Source organism: Bdellovibrio sp. ZAP7 (assembly GCF_006874645.1).
Lineage (GTDB): Bacteria > Bdellovibrionota > Bdellovibrionia > Bdellovibrionales > Bdellovibrionaceae > Bdellovibrio.
On record NZ_CP030082.1, the window covers coordinates 1,604,773 to 1,625,543 of the forward strand.

19 protein-coding genes are annotated in these 20,771 nt (G+C 45.7%); 15 read left to right on the forward strand and 4 right to left on the reverse strand.

Translation table 11 applies throughout. The annotated features are described in order from the left end of the window. Position 1 precedes the first annotated feature (1 nt). The 4 genes from ybeY (at position 2) to DOM22_RS07820 (ending at position 3,550) form a co-directional block, all read left to right on the forward strand. Entirely contained in the window at positions 2 to 448 is a 447-nt protein-coding gene (gene ybeY, locus DOM22_RS07805) for an rRNA maturation RNase YbeY (protein WP_142699826.1), read from the forward strand. Between the two features lie 65 nt (positions 449 to 513). After that, a protein-coding gene (gene prfB / locus DOM22_RS07810) for a peptide chain release factor 2 (RefSeq protein ID WP_371716664.1) occupies positions 514 to 1,645 on the forward strand; the annotation gives its coding sequence in 2 pieces (ribosomal slippage) (positions 514 to 594 and positions 596 to 1,645; 1,131 coding nt in all). Next, positions 1,642 to 2,874 carry an ABC transporter permease gene (locus DOM22_RS07815; protein ID WP_142699828.1) on the forward strand — a complete coding sequence of 411 codons (1,233 nt, stop codon included), beginning with the start codon at positions 1,642 to 1,644 and terminating at the stop codon, positions 2,872 to 2,874. Before prfB ends, DOM22_RS07815 begins: the two co-directional genes overlap by 4 nt. Beyond that, positions 2,867 to 3,550, forward strand: coding sequence for an ABC transporter ATP-binding protein (locus tag DOM22_RS07820; RefSeq protein WP_142699829.1), 684 nt, complete (start codon positions 2,867 to 2,869; stop codon positions 3,548 to 3,550). Before DOM22_RS07815 ends, DOM22_RS07820 begins: the two co-directional genes overlap by 8 nt. Before the next feature lie 15 nt (positions 3,551 to 3,565). Here the strand turns inward: DOM22_RS07820 and DOM22_RS07825 are convergent, their stop codons facing one another. Then, positions 3,566 to 4,381 (reverse strand): trypsin-like serine protease, encoded by an 816-nt coding sequence (locus tag DOM22_RS07825; RefSeq protein WP_142699830.1) that lies wholly within the window; start codon positions 4,379 to 4,381, stop codon positions 3,566 to 3,568. Positions 4,382 to 4,637: 256 nt separating this feature from the next. Here DOM22_RS07825 and bamA point away from each other — a divergent pair, with 256 nt between their 5' ends. The 9 genes from bamA to DOM22_RS07870 all read left to right on the forward strand — a co-directional run bounded on the left by bamA (position 4,638) and on the right by DOM22_RS07870 (position 14,075). Then, positions 4,638 to 7,037, forward strand: coding sequence for an outer membrane protein assembly factor BamA (gene bamA / locus DOM22_RS07830; protein WP_246845895.1), 2,400 nt, complete (start codon positions 4,638 to 4,640; stop codon positions 7,035 to 7,037). 40 nt (positions 7,038 to 7,077) lie between these two features. Then, a complete protein-coding gene (locus DOM22_RS07835) occupies positions 7,078 to 7,584 on the forward strand; it encodes an OmpH family outer membrane protein (RefSeq protein WP_142699831.1) in 507 nt (168 codons plus the stop codon). A gap of 78 nt (positions 7,585 to 7,662) precedes the next feature. Next, on the forward strand, positions 7,663 to 8,487 hold the full coding sequence (lpxA, locus tag DOM22_RS07840) for an acyl-ACP--UDP-N-acetylglucosamine O-acyltransferase (RefSeq protein WP_142699832.1): 825 nt from the start codon (positions 7,663 to 7,665) through the stop codon (positions 8,485 to 8,487). Continuing rightward, positions 8,480 to 9,406 carry a Gfo/Idh/MocA family protein gene (locus DOM22_RS07845; RefSeq protein WP_142699833.1) on the forward strand — a complete coding sequence of 309 codons (927 nt, stop codon included), beginning with the start codon at positions 8,480 to 8,482 and terminating at the stop codon, positions 9,404 to 9,406. Before lpxA ends, DOM22_RS07845 begins: the two co-directional genes overlap by 8 nt. Beyond that, positions 9,407 to 10,558: a lipid-A-disaccharide synthase gene (gene lpxB / locus DOM22_RS07850; RefSeq protein WP_142699834.1), complete on the forward strand. Its 1,152-nt coding sequence runs from the start codon at positions 9,407 to 9,409 to the stop codon at positions 10,556 to 10,558. Continuing rightward, positions 10,555 to 11,571 (forward strand): tetraacyldisaccharide 4'-kinase, encoded by a 1,017-nt coding sequence (gene lpxK / locus DOM22_RS07855; protein ID WP_142699835.1) that lies wholly within the window; start codon positions 10,555 to 10,557, stop codon positions 11,569 to 11,571. Before lpxB ends, lpxK begins: the two co-directional genes overlap by 4 nt. Beyond that, positions 11,543 to 12,424 (forward strand): lysophospholipid acyltransferase family protein, encoded by an 882-nt coding sequence (locus DOM22_RS07860; RefSeq protein ID WP_142699836.1) that lies wholly within the window; start codon positions 11,543 to 11,545, stop codon positions 12,422 to 12,424. The genes lpxK and DOM22_RS07860 overlap by 29 nt, the downstream gene beginning before the upstream one ends. Next, on the forward strand, positions 12,409 to 13,539 hold the full coding sequence (locus DOM22_RS07865; RefSeq protein WP_246845896.1) for a DUF3108 domain-containing protein: 1,131 nt from the start codon (positions 12,409 to 12,411) through the stop codon (positions 13,537 to 13,539). The genes DOM22_RS07860 and DOM22_RS07865 overlap by 16 nt, the downstream gene beginning before the upstream one ends. A 50-nt stretch (positions 13,540 to 13,589) precedes the next feature. Beyond that, the gene (locus DOM22_RS07870) at positions 13,590 to 14,075 is read left to right on the forward strand and encodes a GNAT family N-acetyltransferase (RefSeq protein ID WP_142699838.1); all 486 of its coding nucleotides are present in this window, start codon (positions 13,590 to 13,592) and stop codon (positions 14,073 to 14,075) included. Here DOM22_RS07870 and DOM22_RS07875 read toward each other — a convergent pair whose 3' ends face one another. Further along, positions 14,076 to 15,206 (reverse strand): cyclic nucleotide-binding domain-containing protein, encoded by a 1,131-nt coding sequence (locus DOM22_RS07875; protein WP_142699839.1) that lies wholly within the window; start codon positions 15,204 to 15,206, stop codon positions 14,076 to 14,078. A gap of 115 nt (positions 15,207 to 15,321) precedes the next feature. On the opposite strand from DOM22_RS07875, the gene DOM22_RS07880 reads away from it, so the two are divergent. Further along, positions 15,322 to 16,494 (forward strand): glycosyltransferase family 9 protein, encoded by a 1,173-nt coding sequence (locus tag DOM22_RS07880; protein ID WP_246845897.1) that lies wholly within the window; start codon positions 15,322 to 15,324, stop codon positions 16,492 to 16,494. Continuing rightward, positions 16,403 to 17,497: a glycosyltransferase family 9 protein gene (locus DOM22_RS07885; protein ID WP_142699840.1), complete on the forward strand. Its 1,095-nt coding sequence runs from the start codon at positions 16,403 to 16,405 to the stop codon at positions 17,495 to 17,497. The genes DOM22_RS07880 and DOM22_RS07885 overlap by 92 nt, the downstream gene beginning before the upstream one ends. On the opposite strand, the gene DOM22_RS07890 is transcribed toward DOM22_RS07885, so the two are convergent. Both DOM22_RS07890 and DOM22_RS07895 read right to left on the reverse strand, forming a co-directional pair. Continuing rightward, entirely contained in the window at positions 17,481 to 18,893 is a 1,413-nt protein-coding gene (locus DOM22_RS07890; RefSeq protein WP_142699841.1) for a sigma-54 dependent transcriptional regulator, read from the reverse strand. The genes DOM22_RS07885 and DOM22_RS07890 overlap by 17 nt on opposite strands. Further along, the gene (locus tag DOM22_RS07895) at positions 18,890 to 20,770 is read right to left on the reverse strand and encodes an ATP-binding protein (RefSeq protein ID WP_142699842.1); all 1,881 of its coding nucleotides are present in this window, start codon (positions 20,768 to 20,770) and stop codon (positions 18,890 to 18,892) included. The genes DOM22_RS07890 and DOM22_RS07895 overlap by 4 nt, the downstream gene beginning before the upstream one ends. Position 20,771: the final 1 nt, after the last annotated feature.

Below are 20,771 nucleotides of genomic sequence, written 5' to 3' on the forward strand. Positions count from 1 at the left end.
TATGCAGGTTCTGATCATCAACGAATCGAAACACACCGTGCCCCGCAAATTCATTCAGGAATGGATGGATCAAGTGGTGGCCGAGCTTAAAAAGCGTAAAGTTTTAAACGCTGAAAAAGCCCGTCGTGAGTTGACGTTGGTATTCTTAGATAAAAAACCTGCACAAAAGATCAATAACGAATTCCGTGGGAAAGACTATGCCACGGATGTTTTGTCATTTGACTCGATGGATCCCTCCAGTTTTGGCGAACTTATTTTGTGCCCTGAAGTGCTGAAAAAACAAGCGAAGGAACACAAGCTGACTTTCCAAAAAGAGCTGGGTTACATGCTGTTGCACGGAACACTGCATCTCTTGGGATATGATCACGAGACGAATGAAAAAGACGCGAAAAAGATGTTCGATCTGCAAGATGCAATCTTTGAGCGTTTGCTGCGTAGCCCCACTTGACACCCTGACATTTAGAAATAACTATAATCGGGTCCAGGACTACTGGATCAGAAGTAGGAATATAAATGTCGATTATCACTGAATCCTCAGACGTTAAAAAACGTATCAACGAACTCGAAAGCTTCGCCAAGGAGCTTCGGGGGTATCTTTGACCTAGATAAAAAGAAAAAGCGCCTTGATGAGCTGGCGATTCAGGCGGAAAACCCTGCCTTGTGGGGCAAGCCTGATGAAATGCAAAAGCTCAATAAGGAAAAAAGCCTGCTGGATAAAGCCGTGGGTGAGTTTGATTCTTTTACGAGTCGATTGAGTGATGCTTCAGTTCTACTGGAAATGGCAGCAGAAGCCACCGATGAGAGTAGTTTCGTAGAAGTTAAAACGGAAGTCTCTTCCCTGGAAAAATTAGCTCAAGAATTAGAATTAAAACGAGTTCTTAACGGAGAACTTGATGGCAATAGTACGTACCTTTCTATCAACTCTGGTGCCGGTGGGACCGAGTCTTGTGATTGGGCGGAAATGCTTTTGCGTATGTACACGCGTTACGCTGATAAACACGGTTATAAAACTCAAGTGATCGAGATGACCGAAGGCGAGGGTGCGGGGATTAAATCTTGCACACTTTTGATTGAAGGCCCCTATGCTTATGGATATTTAAAAGCGGAATCAGGCGTGCATCGTCTGGTGCGTATTTCTCCATTTGATTCGAATGCTCGTCGTCACACGTCGTTTTCGTCCGTGTTTGCATGGGCCGAAGTCGATGACGATATCAATATCGAAATTCGTCCAGAGGATTTGAAAGTCGATACCTATCGCTCCAGCGGCGCTGGTGGTCAGCACGTCAATAAAACGGACTCTGCCGTTCGTATGACTCACATCCCGACGGGTGTGATCGTGTCTTGCCAAATTGAACGTTCCCAAGTGCAAAATCGTGAAAAAGCTTTGAAGATGTTGAAAGCAAAACTTTACGAAATTGAACTTGAAAAACGCAATGCCGAAAAAGATGCGATGAACTCGTCTAAAAAAGCCAATGAGTGGGGGTCGCAAATCCGTTCTTACGTGATGCACCCCTATCAAATGGTGAAAGATCACCGTACTGATTATGAAACCAATCAAGTCGATGACGTGATGGACGGTGATTTGGATGGCTTTATCATGGCTTACCTAAAAGAACAGGTGAATCAGGAAGTGAAGCCCACGTGAATAGAAACGCCCTCGTCTGGATCGCCTGGAAATTACTAAATTCAAAAAGAACCTTGTTCGGGGGAGCAGCTCCCTTGGCCTTATTTGGTTTGGTTTTGGGTGTGGCATCTTTAGTTGTATCCATGGCTGTGATGAGTGGTTTTGAGACGACTTTGCAAAAGGCTATGACCGATGTTTCGGGTTATGTGCAAGTCGTTAAACGTTCACGCTTTCCAGATGACTGGCGCGAACTGGAAGAAAAAATCCGTAAAGCTGATCCCAAATTAGTAAGTGCGGCACGCTTTGTCTTTGTGGAAGGCATCATGGCTCACAACGGGCAAATTTCAGGTGTGCTGTTAGAGGGCATCGATAAAGACCGTGTGAACCAGACGTTGAATTTAGGAAGCCGTGTGAAAGAGGGCTCTGCTGATTTATCACAGCCATCCGATGTGCCGTTGGCGCTCATTGGTTCTGGTCTTGCGAAAAAAATGGGCCTTCAGATTGGCGATCAATTCCGTGTGGTTCTGCCCATTGCAGATTCCTCTGATCCCTCAAGCTTTAACAGAAAAGTCGGCACCTTTAAATTGCAAGGTGTGGTAGAGCTGGGGAAATACGAATGGAATGAGCGCTTCATTATGATCGACCTGAAGGTCGCTCAAGAAGTGGCTGCTATTGGTGACCGTTATACGGGCTTAATGTTGAAATTTGATGACGCTGCTTATGCTCGCGAGGCGGGGTTTCGCATCAGCACTGCTTTGGGTTCTCCATATTGGGTTCGCGACTGGCGTGATTCGAATGAAAACCTTTTCGATGCGGTGGCGGTTGAGCGTCCCGTTATTTTCTTTGTCGTTTCCATCATTATTTTCGTGGCGGCTTTTAATATTTCATCCTCCCTTTTTGTGAATGTGATGCAAAGATTTAAAGACATCGCGATTTTAAAAACCGTGGGTGTCAGTCGCAAAGACGTGATTAAAATTTTTGCTGCCCAAGGACTTATCCTGGGGGCCGCGGGCTTGATCCTGGGTTTTATTTTGGGATTGATTTTATGTGTGCTCTTCAATTGGGCTCAAGGCCGACTGGGTTTAATCTCCGGTGCGGTTTACCGTGTTGATTCAATTCAAGTGAATATCCGCTTTTTAGACACCATTGCTATTTGTGTGGCGACGATGCTGATCTGTTTTCTGGCGACATTGGCTCCGGCAAAACGGGGCGCTGATCTTAATCCTATGGAAGGACTGCGAAATGAATAATCCAACAAGCAATTTTCTTTCTGTTCGCAATATTCACAAGTCTTATCCAAGTGGTAATGGCGAACTGGAAATCCTTCGCGGCGTTAGCATGGAGATCCATGGTGGTGAAGCTTTAGCGATTTTAGGGTCTTCAGGCGCAGGAAAAAGCACGCTTTTGCAAATCATGGGAACTTTGGATCGTCCGACCATGGGGGAAGTGACTTTTGAGGGTCGTAACTTGCTGGCGATGAATGACGAGGAGCTTTCAAAATTTCGTAATGCGGAAATGGGTTTCGTATTCCAATTCCATCACTTGTTAAGCGAATTCAATGCACTAGAAAACGTCATGATTCCTTGCCGTGTCGCAGGGGAGGCGCCAAAGGCCGCAAAAGAAAAAGCCCTGCATCTGTTAGAGTTCATGGGCCTTGCGGACCGGGCTGAGCACTATCCGAATCAATTGTCAGGCGGGGAGCTGCAACGTGTGGCGATTGCCCGCGCCCTGGTTCGTCATCCTAAAATTCTTTTTGCGGATGAGCCGACGGGGAACTTGGATTCAAATACCAGCGGTAAAATTCAGGAATTGTTCTTCCGTTTAAAAGAAGAAATGAAGTTGGCGTTGGTCATCGTGACTCATGATCTGACATTCGCAACACGATTTCCTAAAGTCTATAGAATGAAAGACGGACTTTGGGTTTAAGACCCAACAAGCCGTTTACTGACTTAAGCTCGGCTTATTCTTTTCAATCCAAGGAATGAAATCTGGAACGTACATCGCTTTTACGATGCCGTGACAAAATGTCATCGCATCGGGACCAAAAGTGGTGGAGATCACGGCTGCCAATTGAATCTGCTGGTTCACTTCGTAAAACACGGGTCCACCGGAGTCACCTTCGCAAGCGCCTTTAACCTCACCATTGGTTAAATACATCGCGCCCTTTTCTCCTTTATAGTTCACTAAAACATCTTTGATGCTTTTTGTAGTAAAGCGCAGATAACTTGAATCGCGGGATGTCTCAGTTGTTCGGCCGTAACCTGCTAATGTGACTTCCTGACTCGAAAGTTTTGCTTTGCCATCATACAAAGGAATCGGTTCATAATCTCCCGGGACGGGTCTTTCTAGTTTCAACAGTGCGACGTCGTTGAATTGCTTGTTTCCCTCATCGACATAGTCTTCATGGGTGATCCACTTCGTAACTGAAATGGAGTCTCTGGCGCGGTCATAGCCTGATTCTGGAGACATATCGATATGTGGAATGACGTAATATTTTACGATTGCAGGATTGATACAATGAGCGGCGGTGAGGACAATGTCTTTGTCGATAACGATGCCCGTGCAATATCCTCTGCCACCCATTTGGGTTGTGCCTAAAATTAGAACAACTTTCTTAGCCAACAAGTGATCAGCTGGGACTTCGGTTCCGCCGACAATGTTTGGATAGCGATCGATGTTTTTAAGAGACACTGAGCTGCAGGCGCCAAGACCTGCGAAGAAAACTAATGCTAATAGTCGTGCAAAAAAAATCATCATATCACCTCTGATGGATTAACTTCTAATCGGTATAAAAGATGGTGTTTTGAAGGGAATAATTGTGTTCAAGTCAGTTAGCGTTAACGGGGGGCAATTTCTAGACACCGTGCCGCCGCTAGTCACTCAGTCGCTTTTTTATGTACTAGACTTCAGTCGTGGGCTACGATTTTCGAGTTTAAAAGGTAACTATCGAGAAATCTTTGAGATTTTTGAAAATTGAGACCGTGAAAGGTCCCTCTCGGTTGGAGATTCGAACTTGATTAAGCTTCTGTGTACTTTGTTATTAGTTACTGCCACATCGACTGCGATGGCGGCTCCCAAGAAAAAAACTCCCAAGAAGAATGGGCCGACGGCGTCTGCGCCAGCTCAACCAGCTTCTTCTGGCATTACGATTAAATCCATCGAAGTTGCCGGCAATCGCAAAATCGAAAAAGATGCCATTCTGACTAAGATCACATCTAAAGCGGGTGCGGAATATAATGCTGCGACTGTTCGTGCAGATGTGGAAGCTCTTTTCAAGCTTGGTTTTTTCAATAACATCGAAGTCGATCGTCAAGTCACAGGCAAAGAAGCTGTGTTGACCTATAAAGTTTTGGAAAAACCATCCATCACTGAAATCACTTATGAAGGTAACAGCGAAATCAAATCAGAAGATATCGCCGATGCCACAGGTATCAAAGCGTACCAGTTGTTAAACATGTCCAAAGTAAAAGAAGCCGTCGAGAAAGTTCAAAAACTTTACGAAGACAAAGGTTTCTTTCTGGCTCGAGTGGAAGCGGAAGTTCAAAACATCACTCAAGACGAAACGGTGCGCCTGGTTTTCAAAATTCGTGAAAACGACAAAGTAAAAGTTCGCAAGGTGACTTTCCTTGGAGCTAAAAACCTGACAGAGACTGAGCTTAAAAGCAAAATGATCACTCAAGAGGGTGGTTTCTTCTCGGCGATGTCGGGCTCGGGTCAATATAAGCAAGAAGCTTTCGATCGTGACGTGCAGATCATTCGCTTTATGTACTATAACCAAGGTTACGTACAGGCGAAAGTGGATCGCCCTCAGGTGACGGTGACTCCGGATAAGAAAAACATCTACATCACTTTCCACGTTGAAGAGGGTGAGCAGTACTCCGTCGGTGATGTTGATTTCGCGGGCGACTTGTTATTCCCGAAATCTGAGCTTTATGAAGCGATCAAGATCGATAAAAACGGCGTTTTCTCCTATGAAGTTTTGCAAAAAGACATCAGCGAGTTGACGGCAAAATACGGTGACTTGGGTTACGCGTTTGCCAATGTGATCCCGCGCACGCGGGCTAACGATAAAGAACGTAAGATGGACCTGGTGTTCGAATTCGACAAAGGTTCCAAAGTTTACTTTGGTAAAATCAACGTCGTCGGAAATTCCAAAACCCGTGACAAGGTTGTTCGCCGTGAGTTGAAAGTTCACGAGGGTGAGCTTTACAACGAAACTCGTCGTCGTCAGTCCTTGGAAAACATCCAACGTCTGGGCTTCTTTGAGGATGTGAATTTTAAAACATCTGTGGATCCAGAAAAAACAGACGTGATGAATGTCGATATCGCGGTTAAAGAACGTAATACAGGGCAAATCCAATTGGGTGCCGGTTACGGAACTTCTCAAGGTTTCACGTTGCAAGGTTCGGTACAACAATCGAACTTCCTGGGTCGTGGTCAAAACTTGGGTGCGAATGTTAACTTAAGCGGAACGGGCAGTTACTATAGCTTGTCTTTCACAGAGCCATACTTCAATGACACTGAATGGTCTTTGGGTGGCGATCTCTACCGAAGTCAGAATACCGGTCGTGTGGATTACGACGAGGCTCACACGGGTATGTCTCTTCGTATGGGACATCCTATTGCTGAATTCACTCGTGGTTTCTTGCGTGCGAAATACGATAAGTCAGAATTGACCGAGCGTAAGGATTCAACTGGGAAAGTGATCACGGATCAGGACTTGTTCCCATTGGCGACAGCCTCTGGTGAAACGATTTCTTTGACGGGGACTTTGGAATACGACACGCGTAATGACCGTTTCTCTCCAACAAAAGGTATCTTTGCTTCTGCATCTTATGAATATGCTGGTTTCGGTCAGCTGAAGTACAACCGTGCAAGCACAAGATTCAACTACTTCAAAAACATCTTCTGGGATGTCGTTTGGAGAAATGACCTTCAGTACGCACGTATTGATGGTATTGATGGACAGGATGTACCGTTCAATGAATTGTACTTGCTGGGTGGACCTTACTCACTACGTGGTTTCCGTTCTTACCGTGTTGGTAAAATGAAGAAATCTCAAAAAATTTATAATGACCTAACAAATCCGGCTGTGACTAATCCGCCACTATCTGCTGAGCAAGCCGAAATTCAGGCGATGCGTTTCTATGGTGGTACTCAACAGGCAATGGCTCGTACTGAATTGCAGTTCCCTTTGGTTAAAGATGCTGGCATCATGGGTGCAGGATTCTTTGACGTGGGTGCTGCTGATGACGTCCTGACCAGTGATAGCTGGTTTGCAGACGTGGGCTTCGGTCTTCGTTGGTATTCACCGATCGGGGTTTTGAGATTCGAGTGGGGTTTCCCGCTGAACCGCGATCCGAATTACCACGATGCTTCGGTGTTTGAGTTCTCGATTGGTCCAAGTTTCTAATTTGATTTTGAGTGTTTAAAATTTTATGGAGGAATTTTTTATGAGAAAAATGATTATCGCAGCGACTGTGTTCATGATGACAGTGGCAGCTCAAGCGGCTGAAAACAGCAAAGTGGGCTTCGTAGACATGCAGAAAGCGATCCAAGCAACTTCTGCAGGTAAAAAAGCGAAAGCGGAACTAGAAACTGAGTTCAACAAAAAGAAAAAAGATCTTGAGAAAAAAGAAGCTGATCTGAAAAAGATGGGCGAAGATCTTGAAAAGAAAAAATCAGTTCTATCTGAAGATGCTCTTGGTAAAAAACAAGCAGAATTCCAGGAAGAAATGATCAAGTACCGTGATATCGTAGGCAAAAGCCAGATGGAAATTCAAAAGAAAGAGCGCGAATTGACGGCTCCAATTTTGACTAAAATGAAAACAGTTATTGGTAAATTGGCAAAGGACAAAGGTTACACTTTGGTTCTTGAGAATAACCAAGGTGTTTTGTACTCCACTCCGGACTCTGACCTTACAGACGAAGTGATTAAGGCCTACGAGAAAGAAAAATAGTTTTGAAAACTCAAAGGGCCCTAACGGGGCCCTTTTTAAATTCAAGCATAGCAAAGTTGCATTTAGGATACAGTTTACATGGCAAATTATAAAGTACACCCTACAAGCGTCCTTTCCCCAGATGTTGAATTAGCCGATGATGTTGAAATCGGACCTTACTGCCTTATTCAAGGTAAAGTAAAAATCGGAAAAGGTACGTACGTAGAAGGTCACGTCACTTTGGGATCTCGCTACGGGATTTTGGAAATCGGCGAGAACAATCATTTCTGTCCAGGTGCCGTTATCGGTGGTGCTCCTCAAGACGTTTCTTATAAAAATGAACCGACATATCTTATCATCGGGAACAACAATATGTTCCGTGAGTTCACGACTGTGAACTTGGCGACTTCTAAAGGTGATAAAAAAACTGAAATCGGAAACAACTGTTACTTCATGGCATACACTCACGTGGGTCATGATTGTAAGTTGGGTAATAACGTTATTATGGCGAACAACACTCATTTGGGTGGTCACTGTGAAATTGCTGACGGCGTATTTATCGGTGGTATGAGCGCACTTAATCAATTCACTAAAGTCGGCAAAATGGCCTTCATCGCGGGCAGCAGCATCGTTAACAAAGATATTCTGCCATTCTGCCGTGCTCAAGGGACTTACGCGACAATTCGCGCGACCAACAAAATCGGTTTGGCACGTAAAGGTTACGACCGTGCCGAAATCACGAACGTGCATAAAGCGATTCGTATATTGATCATGGGTTCCCACACTGTTGAAGAAGGCATCAAACGTATTCAAGAAGAATGCACGATGAGCCCGAACATTGAATATTTCATTAACTTTATCCGTTCTTCTAAACGCGGTATCGCGGTGAACAGAACTCCTAAAGGCTGGCAAGAAGATGAGTAAGAAATTGCGTGGCGCCGTTGTGGGCGTGGGTTACTTGGGTAACTTTCATGCTCAAAAGTATAAAAACAATCCCCATGTTCAACTTGTGGGTGTTTGTGATCATTTCCCGGCGCAAGCTGATAAAATCGCAGCAGAACTTGGAGTACAAAGCTTTCACCATCCTCAAGATCTGATTGGTCAAGTGGACCTGGTTACGATTGCAGCCAGTACTCAGAGTCACTATGAAGTGGCGAAATTGTTTTTGCAAAACGGTATTCACGTGAACGTTGAAAAGCCGATCACGGCAACAGTTCCTCAAGCCGAAGAATTGTTGGCCTTGGCTGAAAAACACAAAGTGAAATTGGCTGTGGGTCATATCGAAAGATTCAACCCTTCAGTGAATGAACTTAAAAAACACATGAAGAATGTCAGCACGATCGAGCTGATCAGAACGGCGCCTTACAAAGCGCGCGGTGCTGATGTCAGCGTTCTTCATGACCTGGCAATTCACGATATGGATTTGTTGTTCTGGTTGACGGGCAGTGAAATAGAATCCTTCGTGGCTTCCGGTACAAAATTAGTTTCTCCAGAATTGGATACAGCGTCGATTTCTTTCAAAATGAAAAATGGTATTCACGCGATCATCACGGTCAGCCGTATTGCGCCCGTGGCACAACGCTCGGTTCGCGTTGTCCAGGACGACTGCACTCTGTTTGCAAACACAGGCATTCATGAACTTGAAAAAGTTGAAAAGGGTCCTGGCGGCGATGAGCTGACGAAAGTGACGAAGTGGACTGTTGAAAAAGCCGATGCTCTTCAAAAAGAAACTGATGCTTTCGTCGATGCAGTTTTGAACGATAAAGTTCCTGTGGTGACAGGTCTTGATGGTTTGAAAGCCTTGCGTGCAATTGAAGACATTCAAAAAATGATTGGTAAGTAAATGGATCAAGTATTGTTCGTGGCCGCCGAGGCCTCCAGCGTCACTTATGCTCAAAGAATCCTTGAGACCTGGAAAAAGCAGGGTCGTAAGATCCATGCTTTTGGTGTCGGCAGTCAGGACATGGAAAACTTAGGCTTTGAACGCCTGGGTAAATCCGAAGAAATGGCCGTGGTGGGCGCAGCTGAAATTATCGCAGCCTACAAACCTCTGAAGGCGGTTTTTGACAGCCTTGTTCGCGAAGCTGAAAAACGTCGTCCTAAAGTGGCCGTGGTCATGGATTATCCGGAATTCAATCTGATGCTTGCTAAGAAATTACACGCGATGGGGATTCCGGTTGTTTATTATATTTCTCCGCAAGTTTGGGCATGGCGCAAAGGCCGTGTTCACACAATTAAAAAATACTGCAAAAAAGTTTTCGTTCTTTTCCCGTTCGAAGTTCCTTTTTACGAAGAGCACGGCGTGCCCGTGGATTTCGTGGGACATCCATTATTGGATGAGTTGGACGAGCGCCTGATTGATGATCCGTCTTATCTTAAGATTCATCGCAATCAAGTAGGTATCCGTGACGATGAAATCGTTTTGGGTTTAATGCCGGGCAGTCGTCGTCTGGAACTGAAACAGCATTTCCAAATTCAGTTGGATGCCGCACGTATTTTATCTAAGAAACATGCGAATCTTAAAATCGTCATTCTGACAGCTCCTACTTTCTCGAAAGAGAAAATGCAGGACTATCTGGAAGACTTCCGCCTGCCATACATACTTTTAAAAGATGAGCCATTCCGCATGATCCATTTGGTGGATATGATGCTTGTTGCTTCAGGTACGGCTACGTTGCAGGTTGGGCTTTTGCAAAAACCAATGGTCATCATGTACAAAATGAAATGGTTGACCGGAATCTTTGCACGTCTTTTGGTTCGCGGAACCAAGTACTATGGCTTGGTGAATTTGATCTTGGGCAAAGAAGCTGTCCCTGAACGATTCCAGGGTGATGTGACGGCAGAAAATATGGCGGCCTTATTGGATCGTTATATTACCGATGCGGCTTACAAAGCTTCTGTGAAAAAAGATCTCGCGTCTCTGCGCTCTCATTTGGGTGATAAAGGTGCCACAAACCGCGTGGTCAAAGCATTGGATGAGTATCTGACAGTATGAAGCCTTATTTAAAACCGCTTTCCTATCTTTACGAACGTGTCGTGAGTATTAAGAACTCAATGTACGATCGTGGAATGATCGGTGCCTACAAAGCGCCGGTGAAAGTGATCAGCATCGGAAATTTGACAGTGGGCGGGACGGGGAAAACTCCGATCACGGACTTCTGTTTAAAAGCTTTGGTGCGTGACGGAAAAAAAGTGGCCGTGGTCAGTCGTTCTTATCGTGCGGATGCCTCGGCTTCGGTGCGTGTGGATGTCACACATCCCCATGCGGCCCGCTATTACGGTGACGAGCCGGTATTACTTGCGCAGGCCAATCCCGAAGTGACAGTCTTTGTTGGAGACAGCAAATGGCGTACAGCCGAGTACTCGACCCGAAATCATGGACCCTTTGATGTGATCTTGGTTGATGATGGATTTCAGCATCGTAAATTGCACCGCGATTTTAATATCGTGATTCTGGATGCAACAGAACCTTGGGCTAACTATCAAGTTGTTCCTGAAGGTCGCGGTCGTGAATCCTGGGATGGGTTGCAACGTGCCGATTTAATTTTATTCACAAAGTGCAATCTTGCAGACGAGCAGAGTTTAAAACAGGTGCAAAGCCATTTACCTCCGGGTAAAGAAATTTTGTATTTTGGTTATGAGATTGTCGATATCCATAACGGAGAGTTGACTCTGCCGACTGAGACATTGCGGGGGAAAAAACTTTTCCTGGTCTCTGCCATTGCTCGTCCAGACGTTTTTGAAAAAATGATGCGTGCTTATGGTGAGATCTCAAAAAAGAGCCTGCACTATCGTGACCATCACCAGTATTCAAATGAGGATGCGCAAAAGATTGCCGCTGAATTTGAAAAATCCGGCTGTGACTATTTAGTGACGACCTCCAAAGATGCGGTCAAACTTCGTCGACTTTTGCCGGATCCTAAGCTGCTTTGGAGCACCAATCTTCAGGTGGAAGAATTCGGAGACAAAGGACGTCTGCATGAGATTATTGGTCAGCTTTTTAGCTAAAATCGGAATCTTCTTTAGCAGTGTTTTACCGCGTAAAATTCAAAGACTTTCAGGTTCTTGGATTGGCTTTCTGTGGTGGGACGTCTTTGGATTTCGCAAAAAGATCGTGCTTGGTAATTTGCAGATTGCCTATCCTGAGTGGACCGATGAACAACGTAAAAAAGTCGGTCGCGAGTCAGTTTATCAATTGGGCTATAACTTTGGGGAATTCTTTTTTATTCCCAACATGACTCGCCAGTGGGTGGATCAGAATGTGGTTTTTGAAGGTCTGGAAAACTATGAAAAGGCCAAAGCCCTGGGTAAAGGTTTCTTTTATCTGACTTTGCATCTGGGGAACGGGGATCTGGCGGCGAATGCTTTATCCGTTATCGGCCAGGATATCAGTATTATTACCAAACGTTTTAAAACTCAGTGGTTCAATGACCTTTGGTTTTCTATTCGTGGTGCGGGTGGAGTGAAGTACATCGATGCCCATGGGCCGACGAATGCTTTTGATATTCTGAAAGCATTGAAACGTAATTCTGGCTTGGTCTTCGTGCTTGATCAATACATGGGAAAACCCTTCGGGGTGGCGACCACATTTTTTGGAAAGCGCACAGGTACAGCCTATGGTCTGGCTCTGTTTGCGCAGAAAACCAAAGCGCCGGTATTGCCTATCTACACCTATGAGGGAAATGACGGGAAAGTTCATGTCGTTATCGAGCCAGCTATGGACTTGAACGCCTCAATCGTTGAAGATAAGGACCAGAGCATTGTGAATCTGACACAGTCTTTTTCTGACAAATTGGAAGAGATCGTGCGGAAACATCCGGAACAGTGGATGTGGGTTCACAGACGATGGAAGGACTTTTAGTGAATAAGTGTTCGTTGCTTGCAGGCATTGCTGTACTTTCTCTTTTGACTGCGTGTTCGACTTCGTTTTTGAAGTACGAAAAGCAAGATCAATTAAAAAAGATCGACGAATTCGATAAAGCGGTAAAAATCGAAGAGCCTTCTGCTCCCGTTGAGGCGAGCGAAAGCACCTCCGCTGCAAAACCGACGGAAGGTGTAAAAAGCACACGGGTCACTCCGGCGAAAACTTCCAAAGACTCCAAGTCTGCAAAGGTCGCGGCAACTCCAGCGCCTTTATTCAAAGAGCCTAAAAAAGCTCCATCAAAAATCAAAAAGGGCTCTAAAGCAGCTGCTCCTGCTCCTGTTGAATCCACTCGTCGTCCACCAGAAATCGAAGACGATGCTGGCTTTAACGGACGTCGTCCCATAGTAGATCCTTTCCGTGTGGGTGAGGAAGTCGTGCATGATGTTTCTTACTTTAAAATGTCAGCGGGGGAGTTGCGTTTTAAAACTTTGCCCATGGCCACGGTGAATGGTCGCAAATCTTATAAGCACAATATCGCGATTAAAACGATTTCCCTGTTTGCCTCCGTATACACAGTGGAAGATAACGTGGATATTTTCATGGATTACGAAACGGTGACGCCGACGGTGTTCGAACTGCACGTGAAGGAATCGGGTCAGTTGCGCGAAGCTAAAATGCTTTTCGATAACGTGAAAAAAATGGCGACTTACTGGGAAAAGAAAGTCACTAAGCAAGACGGCGAAGAAGAAAAAAGAGAACAGTGGGAGCTTGAAGAGTACGCGCAGAATGTTTACAGCGCGATCTATTACATGCGCATGTTCCAATGGGAAATCGGGAAAGAATACGCTTTCAGAGTTTCTAACGATAAAGAAAACCTGGTTTTCTCTGGTAAAGCCATTCGTAAAGAAGTTTTGGATACGGAGCTGGGGCCGATGAAAGCCATCGTCCTGCAGCCAAATATCACTCTGAAAGGTAAGTTTAAACCTATTGGTGAAAACTTGATCTGGCTGTCTGATGACGAGCACAAGTACATCTTACGTATTGAGGCTAAAATCAAAATCGGAACACTTGTTTCCCAAGTCGTTTCTATTAAACCAGGAAAAGCTCCTTAGAGCTTTTCCTACTTTCCGGTAAAGCCCTTAGAGCTTTGCTCATTAAAACTATGAAACTGCAAATCCGTAAAGCCCTTAAATCTGACATCTCTACTATTTTAAACTTCATCAAGCTTTTGGCGGATTATGAAAAGCTGTCACATGAGGTGGTCGCCACTCCTCAATTGCTGGAAGAACAAATCTTCGGGGATAAATCTCCGGTGCAAGTTCTGATTGCAGAACTTGATAGCAAGCCCGTGGGTTTTGCGTTGTATTTTTATAACTTCAGCACGTTCCTGGGTCGCAAAGGAATCTATCTGGAAGATCTGTTTGTGTTACCAGAAACTCGCGGGCAGGGCGTGGGTAAAAGCTTGCTTCAAGCTCTTGCTGTACAAGCTGTGGCGGAAGGCTGTGGACGTGTTGAATGGTCCGTTCTTGACTGGAATAAGCCAGCGATTGATTTCTATAAATCGATCGGTGCGGGTCCCATGGATGAGTGGACGGTCTATCGTCTGACCGGCGAAAATCTAAAAGCCTTTGCAGGTGGAGCTAAATAGTTATTTCGCCTGCTGATCGCGGGCGATGCGTTGGGCGGCCAGGGTCTCGATGACTTTGGCTAAAACCAAGTTCTGCGCCAACGTTTTATAAAACGCATTCTGTTCAATTTCTAAAAGCACGGTGTCTCTTTGCGTGGTCACGGTTGCGGTTCTGACGCCGCCTGAAACTAAAAGTGAGATCTCGCCAAAACAAGTTCCCTGATTCAGAACATTGATGTTTTGACCTTTTTGACTGATCACGACCGAGCCTTGGATCACGATGTAGCAAGTGTTTCCAGTTTGCCCTTCACGGAAAAGCACCTGATTCGCCGGAGCCTGCACCAAGCGCCCTGTGAAAATCAAAGCGTCCAGACTGTCTGTGGGGAGATCTTTAAAAAATGGCGAGGATAATAAGGCCTGCATTACCCAAAAGCGATGTTGCAGGGCTTGGGCTTTATCAGACTTAATCAAGTTGTCGTATGCCGGCAGATGGTGAACGCGTAAAACTTCGGAAGCAGAATTGGTGATCACGTCCGCATTTCGCGGCTGATTTAACAGAAATCCACGCTCACCAAAAAGAGCACCAGATCCAAGTGTCGCGACCAGTTGTCTGCGTGTTTCGGAAATCACTTTGTAAATAGAAGCCTGTCCTTTTAGTAAAACAAAAAGATCGCGGGAGGTTTGCCCCGAATGAGTGATACGAATATTTGGGGGCACTGTAAACACTTCGGCTTTTTGCAAAAGGTACGAAGCTAAACTTGGTTCTAAAGACCGAAAGAAGGGCAGAGTTGAGGGGTCTGGCTTTACCTGCCGACCACTCATCACGTCGATAGAGCTAAAAACCAAAGGTGAATCGTCGGAGTTCACTTTCTTAAAATAGTCTATGACATTTTGATTTGAAATCAATCGCTCCTGAACCAGAAACTGAATCAAACTGTAAAGCTCGCGAAAGCTGACAAGCCAGCCTTGTCCCAGAAAAAACTGTACCAGGCCCTCAATGGAAGATCCTGATTTGAAAACTTCAAGATAGGAAAACTGCAAGGCATTGAGCTCAAAACTGCCCAACCCCGAGGGCAGAAATACGGTACCGCCCCCAGCGTGTTTCTGGGTTTTAATGGCTTTAAGTTGAAGTGTTTCCCGTTCGATCTTCATTCCAGAGTCTTATCGGAAAAAGGGTTCTCGTTTTCTCCGAGCCCTTGGTCTTGAATTTATCATGCCAGACCCTGTCATTATGAGTGTCGGCAAGGGGATGCTCTACAATAGTGTCATGGCGCAAACAAATTGTCGGAACTTCTCTGGATATAAACCTTGTACGAAAAGTCAGACCTGTGATTCTCGGTGCGCTTCTTTTGACGCTCCAAAGTTATCTATTCTGATAGTCCATCTTGGTGCCTTGGGTGCGGTAGTTCGTAGTACCAGTTTATTAAAGGCCATTAAACGTAAGTATCCGTCTTCGATGATTACGTGGGTGACGGATGCCCCGGCTCATGTGCTGTTGCAAGATCATCCGGTGATTGATCGTGTTCTGACAACCAAGGACGCAGATCTTCTGCAGTTGGGCGCCTTGCAATTCGATGTGGCGATGGTAATTGATAAATCCCTAAAAGCAGTGGGCGTGCTTCGTCATACGCAGGTGGATCAGATTTTTGGCTTCACTGCCAACCCATTAACCGGAGCCATTGTCCCAGCGACACCTGCTGCAGAAGAGCTGTGGGAGCTGGGTCTTAACAATCATAAAAAGTTTTTTGAAAATAAAAAACCTGAAACTCAGTTGATGATTGAGGCTTTGGAGTTGGGGCCATTTAAGCGTGATGCTTATTGGGTACCCCTATCTGAATCCGAGACGATGGAACTTCATTTCCGTCGTCAGAGTTTTCTGACTGCTGGCAAAAAATGGGTGTTGGGATTTAACACCGGTTGCAGCAATGTGATTGCCGCAAAAAAGTTCACCATAGAGTTTCATCGTTTGATGATCAAATCCCTCCAGAGTCGTTATCCCGAGGCGCAACTCGTGTTGCTCGGAGGGCCGGAGGACACAGAGCGAAATGTGGAAATTGCCAAGGGGCTTTCAGTTATTTCAACAGCGACACAAAGCGGTTTGCGTGATGGTTTAATCAGTGTCGCCGCATGCGATGTTGTCGTCACTGGCGACAGTTTGGGAATGCACATGGCCATTTCCCAGGGAAAACAAGTTGTCGCATGGTTCGGTCCTACATGTGCTCATGAAATAGATCTTTATGACCGGGGAGTGTCGATTCTTTCGCAAAGCCCCTGCAGTCCGTGCTGGAAGAGAGCTTGTGAAAAAAGCATAATGTGCTACGATCAAGTCTCTTTGCAGGAGATCGTTCATGCCGTTGAATCTTGTCGTACAAACAGCCTTTCTGGGGGATTTGCTTTTGGCAATTCCACTCTTAAAGCGCTGTCGTCAGATTTGGCCTGATCATAAGCTTGGCCTGGTCTGCCGCAAAGGCTTCGGTGATTTTTTCCTGAAAACTCATTTGGTTGATCACGTTTTTGAAATCAAAAAGGGTGATGCCGATTCTTACAACCAAGCCTTGAACGGAATCGCTCAACATCAGGTGAACTACCTGGTGTCTCCTCACGAATCTTTGCGCACTATTTTCTTTTGCCGCAAGATCACAGCTCAACATAAAATTGGATTTAAAAAATTCTGGAGCTTTTTGGCGTTTTCGCAAACGGTGAAAAAACCGATGCTCTTACCAGATCCTTTGCGCCAGATGAGTTTGTTGCAAGAGGTGGATCCAAAGCTTAAAGACCTTCTTGCCTCCTACGCGCAAACAGAAAAGCCTTATACGACGGATTTCAACGGAAAGCTTTCGGCTCCGCCGGAGTGGTCTTCCATGAGCGTGCGTGCTGAAGTTTTAAAGTGCACGGATGCTTACCGGGATTTAGAAAAGCGTTATGACCTCAAGGGTGTGAATGATGATCGCGCGATTTTGATGTTTCCGGGCTCGGTGTGGGCGACGAAGCGTTGGACCAAAGAGGGCTTTATTGATACAGGGAAGTCCTTGCAGTCGCAGGGATACCAAGTCTATGTGATGGGTGGCCCTGGTGAAGAAAAACTTGCCGAGGAAGTCTCCGAAGCGATTCCGGGCTCTTTGTGTATTGCCGGTAAAACTTCAATCTTGGAATCGACACAGATTATTGCGCGAGCTCGTTTATTGGTAGGGAACGACAGCGCTGCATCTCATATGGCAGCTGCCTGCGAAACGCCATTGATTTCAGTTTTTGGTCCTACAGTTTTAAGATTTGGATTTAGACCGTGGTCTGCCAGTACCTATATTGCGCAGAAAGAAAATCTACCGTGCCGTCCCTGTGGGAAGCACGGGCACCAGAAGTGCCCGATTAAAACCCATGTTTGCATGACCCACCTGCCAGCAGAGCAGGTGGTGCAAAAAGCTGAATTTATTCTTCGCTCGTAAAATCTTTGACGTTGATGCCGTACTTACGGATTTTGCGCAGCAAAGTATTCTTAGGAATATTTGCTTGAGCCACCGTTTGGTTGATGCGGCCGTGATTCGCTTTCAAAGCACTCACGATAAATTCTTTTTCCATGCCTTCTTTGAATACGTCAAAATCCAGCGGACCATTGTAGCCCATGTTCGCGGTTTTTTCCGGAGCTTCTTTCGGAGCTAATTTCAAAGACTCGGGCAATGATTCTAAAGTGATCTGCTGAGAGTTTTCCACGATGAACGCACGCTCAACCACATTTTCAAGCTCGCGAATATTTCCCGGCCAGCGATATGCTTTCAACATTTCCAAAGCTTCGCCATCGATGCCATTGATCACGCGTGCGTGTTGACGAGAGAATTTTTTGATAAAGTGTTGCGCCAAAGCCAGGATGTCATCTGTGCGCTCACGCAAAGGCGGCAAGAAGATCGGCATCACGTTCAAGCGATAGAATAAGTCTTCGCGGAACGTGCCATCGGCCATCATTTTTTCCAGGTTGCGATTTGTCGCTGCGATAATGCGGGTGTTGGATTTCACCTCACGGTTGCTGCCGACAGGAGTGAATTTCTTTTCCTGAAGAACGCGCAAAAGTTTAACCTGCATGTCAGGACGAAGTTCGCCGATTTCATCCAGGAACAATGTTCCATTGTTGGCCATTTGGAATTTACCGATTTTACGTTCAATCGCCCCCGTGAAGGCACCTTTTTCGTGGCCGAACAGTTCACTCTCCATCAAGTTTTCAGGAATTGCTCCGCAGTTGATCGCCACAAAGCTTCCGGCTTTACGAGGGGAGTTGAAGTGAATTGCGCGTGCGACCAATTCTTTCCCCGTACCGTTTTCACCACGAATTAAAACTGTCGTATCGACTTTGCACAGACGATAGATCAGATTAAAGACGTCTTTCATCTTTTGTGATGAACCGACGAATTCTGATTCCACGTCGTCGTCAAAAATCGGATTCGACAAAGCCAGGGAAGAAACCAGATCGCGAGCCTCTTGGCTTTTACGAACGATTTCTGTCAGCGTTTGTGGGTTGACGGGTTTTTCAACGTAGTCGTAAGCGCCTTCTTTGATCGCAAGAACCGCATCATGCAAGTTGGAATGAGCCGTCATCAAAACCACAAAAGTGCGGGGATCGTGTTCTTTGATGGCAGTCAGCGCTTCGATTCCATTCATCTCTGGCATCTTAACGTCCATTAAAACCAAGTCCCAAGACTGTTGTTTTACTTTCTCAAAAGCTTCTTTGCCCGTGGCCGCTTCGTCGATGACGAATTCAATTTCCGGCATCGTTGATTTAAGGATTGAGATAACGGAACGACGCAATTCAGCTTCGTCGTCTACGATCAGAGTGTTCAATTGGTTGATCATAAGATCTCCTCGATTACATCGTCGGATTCAAGTGGCAGGGTAAAGGACACAGTTGTTCCTTGACCCACTTTACTTTCCATTTCCACTTTACCGCCATGAAGTTCAATAAAATATTTAACTAAGTAAAGACCCAAACCCGTTCCTTTGGTTTTAAGATCCTGATCACTCCCGCGAGTGAATTTACCCCAGACTTTGTCCATGTCTTCGGGTTTGATTCCATCACCGGTGTCTTTAACGATCACCTTGATGTCTTGTTCGGTTTCTGTGGAAGTTACCTCAATCAGTCCCTGAGAAGGGGTGTACTTGATCGCGTTCTCAACCAGATTGATCACAACCTCTTTGATCAGGGTGGTATCGAACTCAACCGAAAACATGGGCTCCAAGTGAGTCTGAATACGAATGCCTTTTTCAAAAGCTAATGGGCGTAACGTGACCAGAGCTTCCTCGATCACCTCGTTAATGTCTGCTGCATCCTTGTTGATTTTAAATTCGCGGGATTCCACGCGCAGGACTTTTAAAATCGACTGGATATAGCGATTCAGCTCATCACCGAACATGCGGAGGGATTTCAAATCCGTTTGCAGCTCCTGATCCTGATTCTGTGTCAGCAAGCGATCCACGATCGCTTGAATTTTAGCGATCGGGGTTTTCAAGTCATGGGAAATCAAGCTAACGAAATTGTTCTTAAGCTGTTCAAGCTCTGCCAGGTATTGTTGTTCCTGTTGCAGGGCAAAGTTTTTTCTTTCGATCTTGGTCGCCTGATAACCGATAAAGATCGTCCAGGTCGCAGCCAGCAAAACAAACGGCGCAAAAGCCGGGGACCAGAAGTAGAAACTATCAAAGACCCAGGCAGAAAGAGCCGCAAGCAACGTTGCAATCCACAAAATAAAGAACAAGGCCACAGACTGCGGATAAGTCAGGATGATAAAAACCGCAAAGCCCATCAGAACGAAAAAGCCAACCGCATACCACCAGAAATTTAAACGCTTGATCCATTTTTCGCCCAAAAGTGTATCCGTCACATGGGCCATAATTTCTGAACGGGACAATGTACCCAGCGGCGTCAGATAAACTGGCGTCGCCGAAGTCTCGGCCCCGATCAAAATGATTTTGCCTTTAAACGTATCCGGTGGAAGTTCATCGTAAAGGATCTCGCTTAAACCATACTGGGTGAAGTTATAAATCGAACCGCGATAGTTGATCGGAAGACCGGCTTGCGTTGTCGGAAAGCGCTTGCCCGTGATTTTCTCAACCAGGTGAGGCATCTCGGAACGCAAAGGAAATACCCGGCGAACCAGGCCGTCTTCGTCGCGACGTACTTCATTGGATCCAAGATTGCTGTTTTCACGGTTGCTAAAGGCCGGAGTTAAAACACGCTCCAACGAATTTGTCGTGGAGGCCCAAAACACGCGAGGGTCGAAAAAGTTTTTCTGTTCTTCATTGTTCAAGTGAACTGCACCGATGTTGTCACCGAAGTAAAGGGTGACACCGATCGCGCGGGGATCTTGTTTTAAGATTTTAGAAAGCAATTGGTTCCAGATCTTTTTATTCCAAAAAAAACTGTCAGTGATGTCGGTCGCTTCATCCAAATCCATCATTGACGACGAGCGGTCGCTGTAAACTCCGACAAAGTCAGATTGACGGATGGTGATTAAAACGATTTGCGAAGAGACCTTTTGGTCGCCGCGAACTTGGAAACGCTGGTCGTAAGACGTGGTCTCGTCAGCAGTAAGGGCCAGGCAACCGATGGCCCAACACAAAAGGCAGCGAAGCAGAAAACCGCGATGGCGCATAAAGTAGCGAAGCAGGACCTCGCTGCGATATAAAACGCGATTAAAATACTGGGAAAACGAAGCTTTTTGCACGCGTCGCAACATA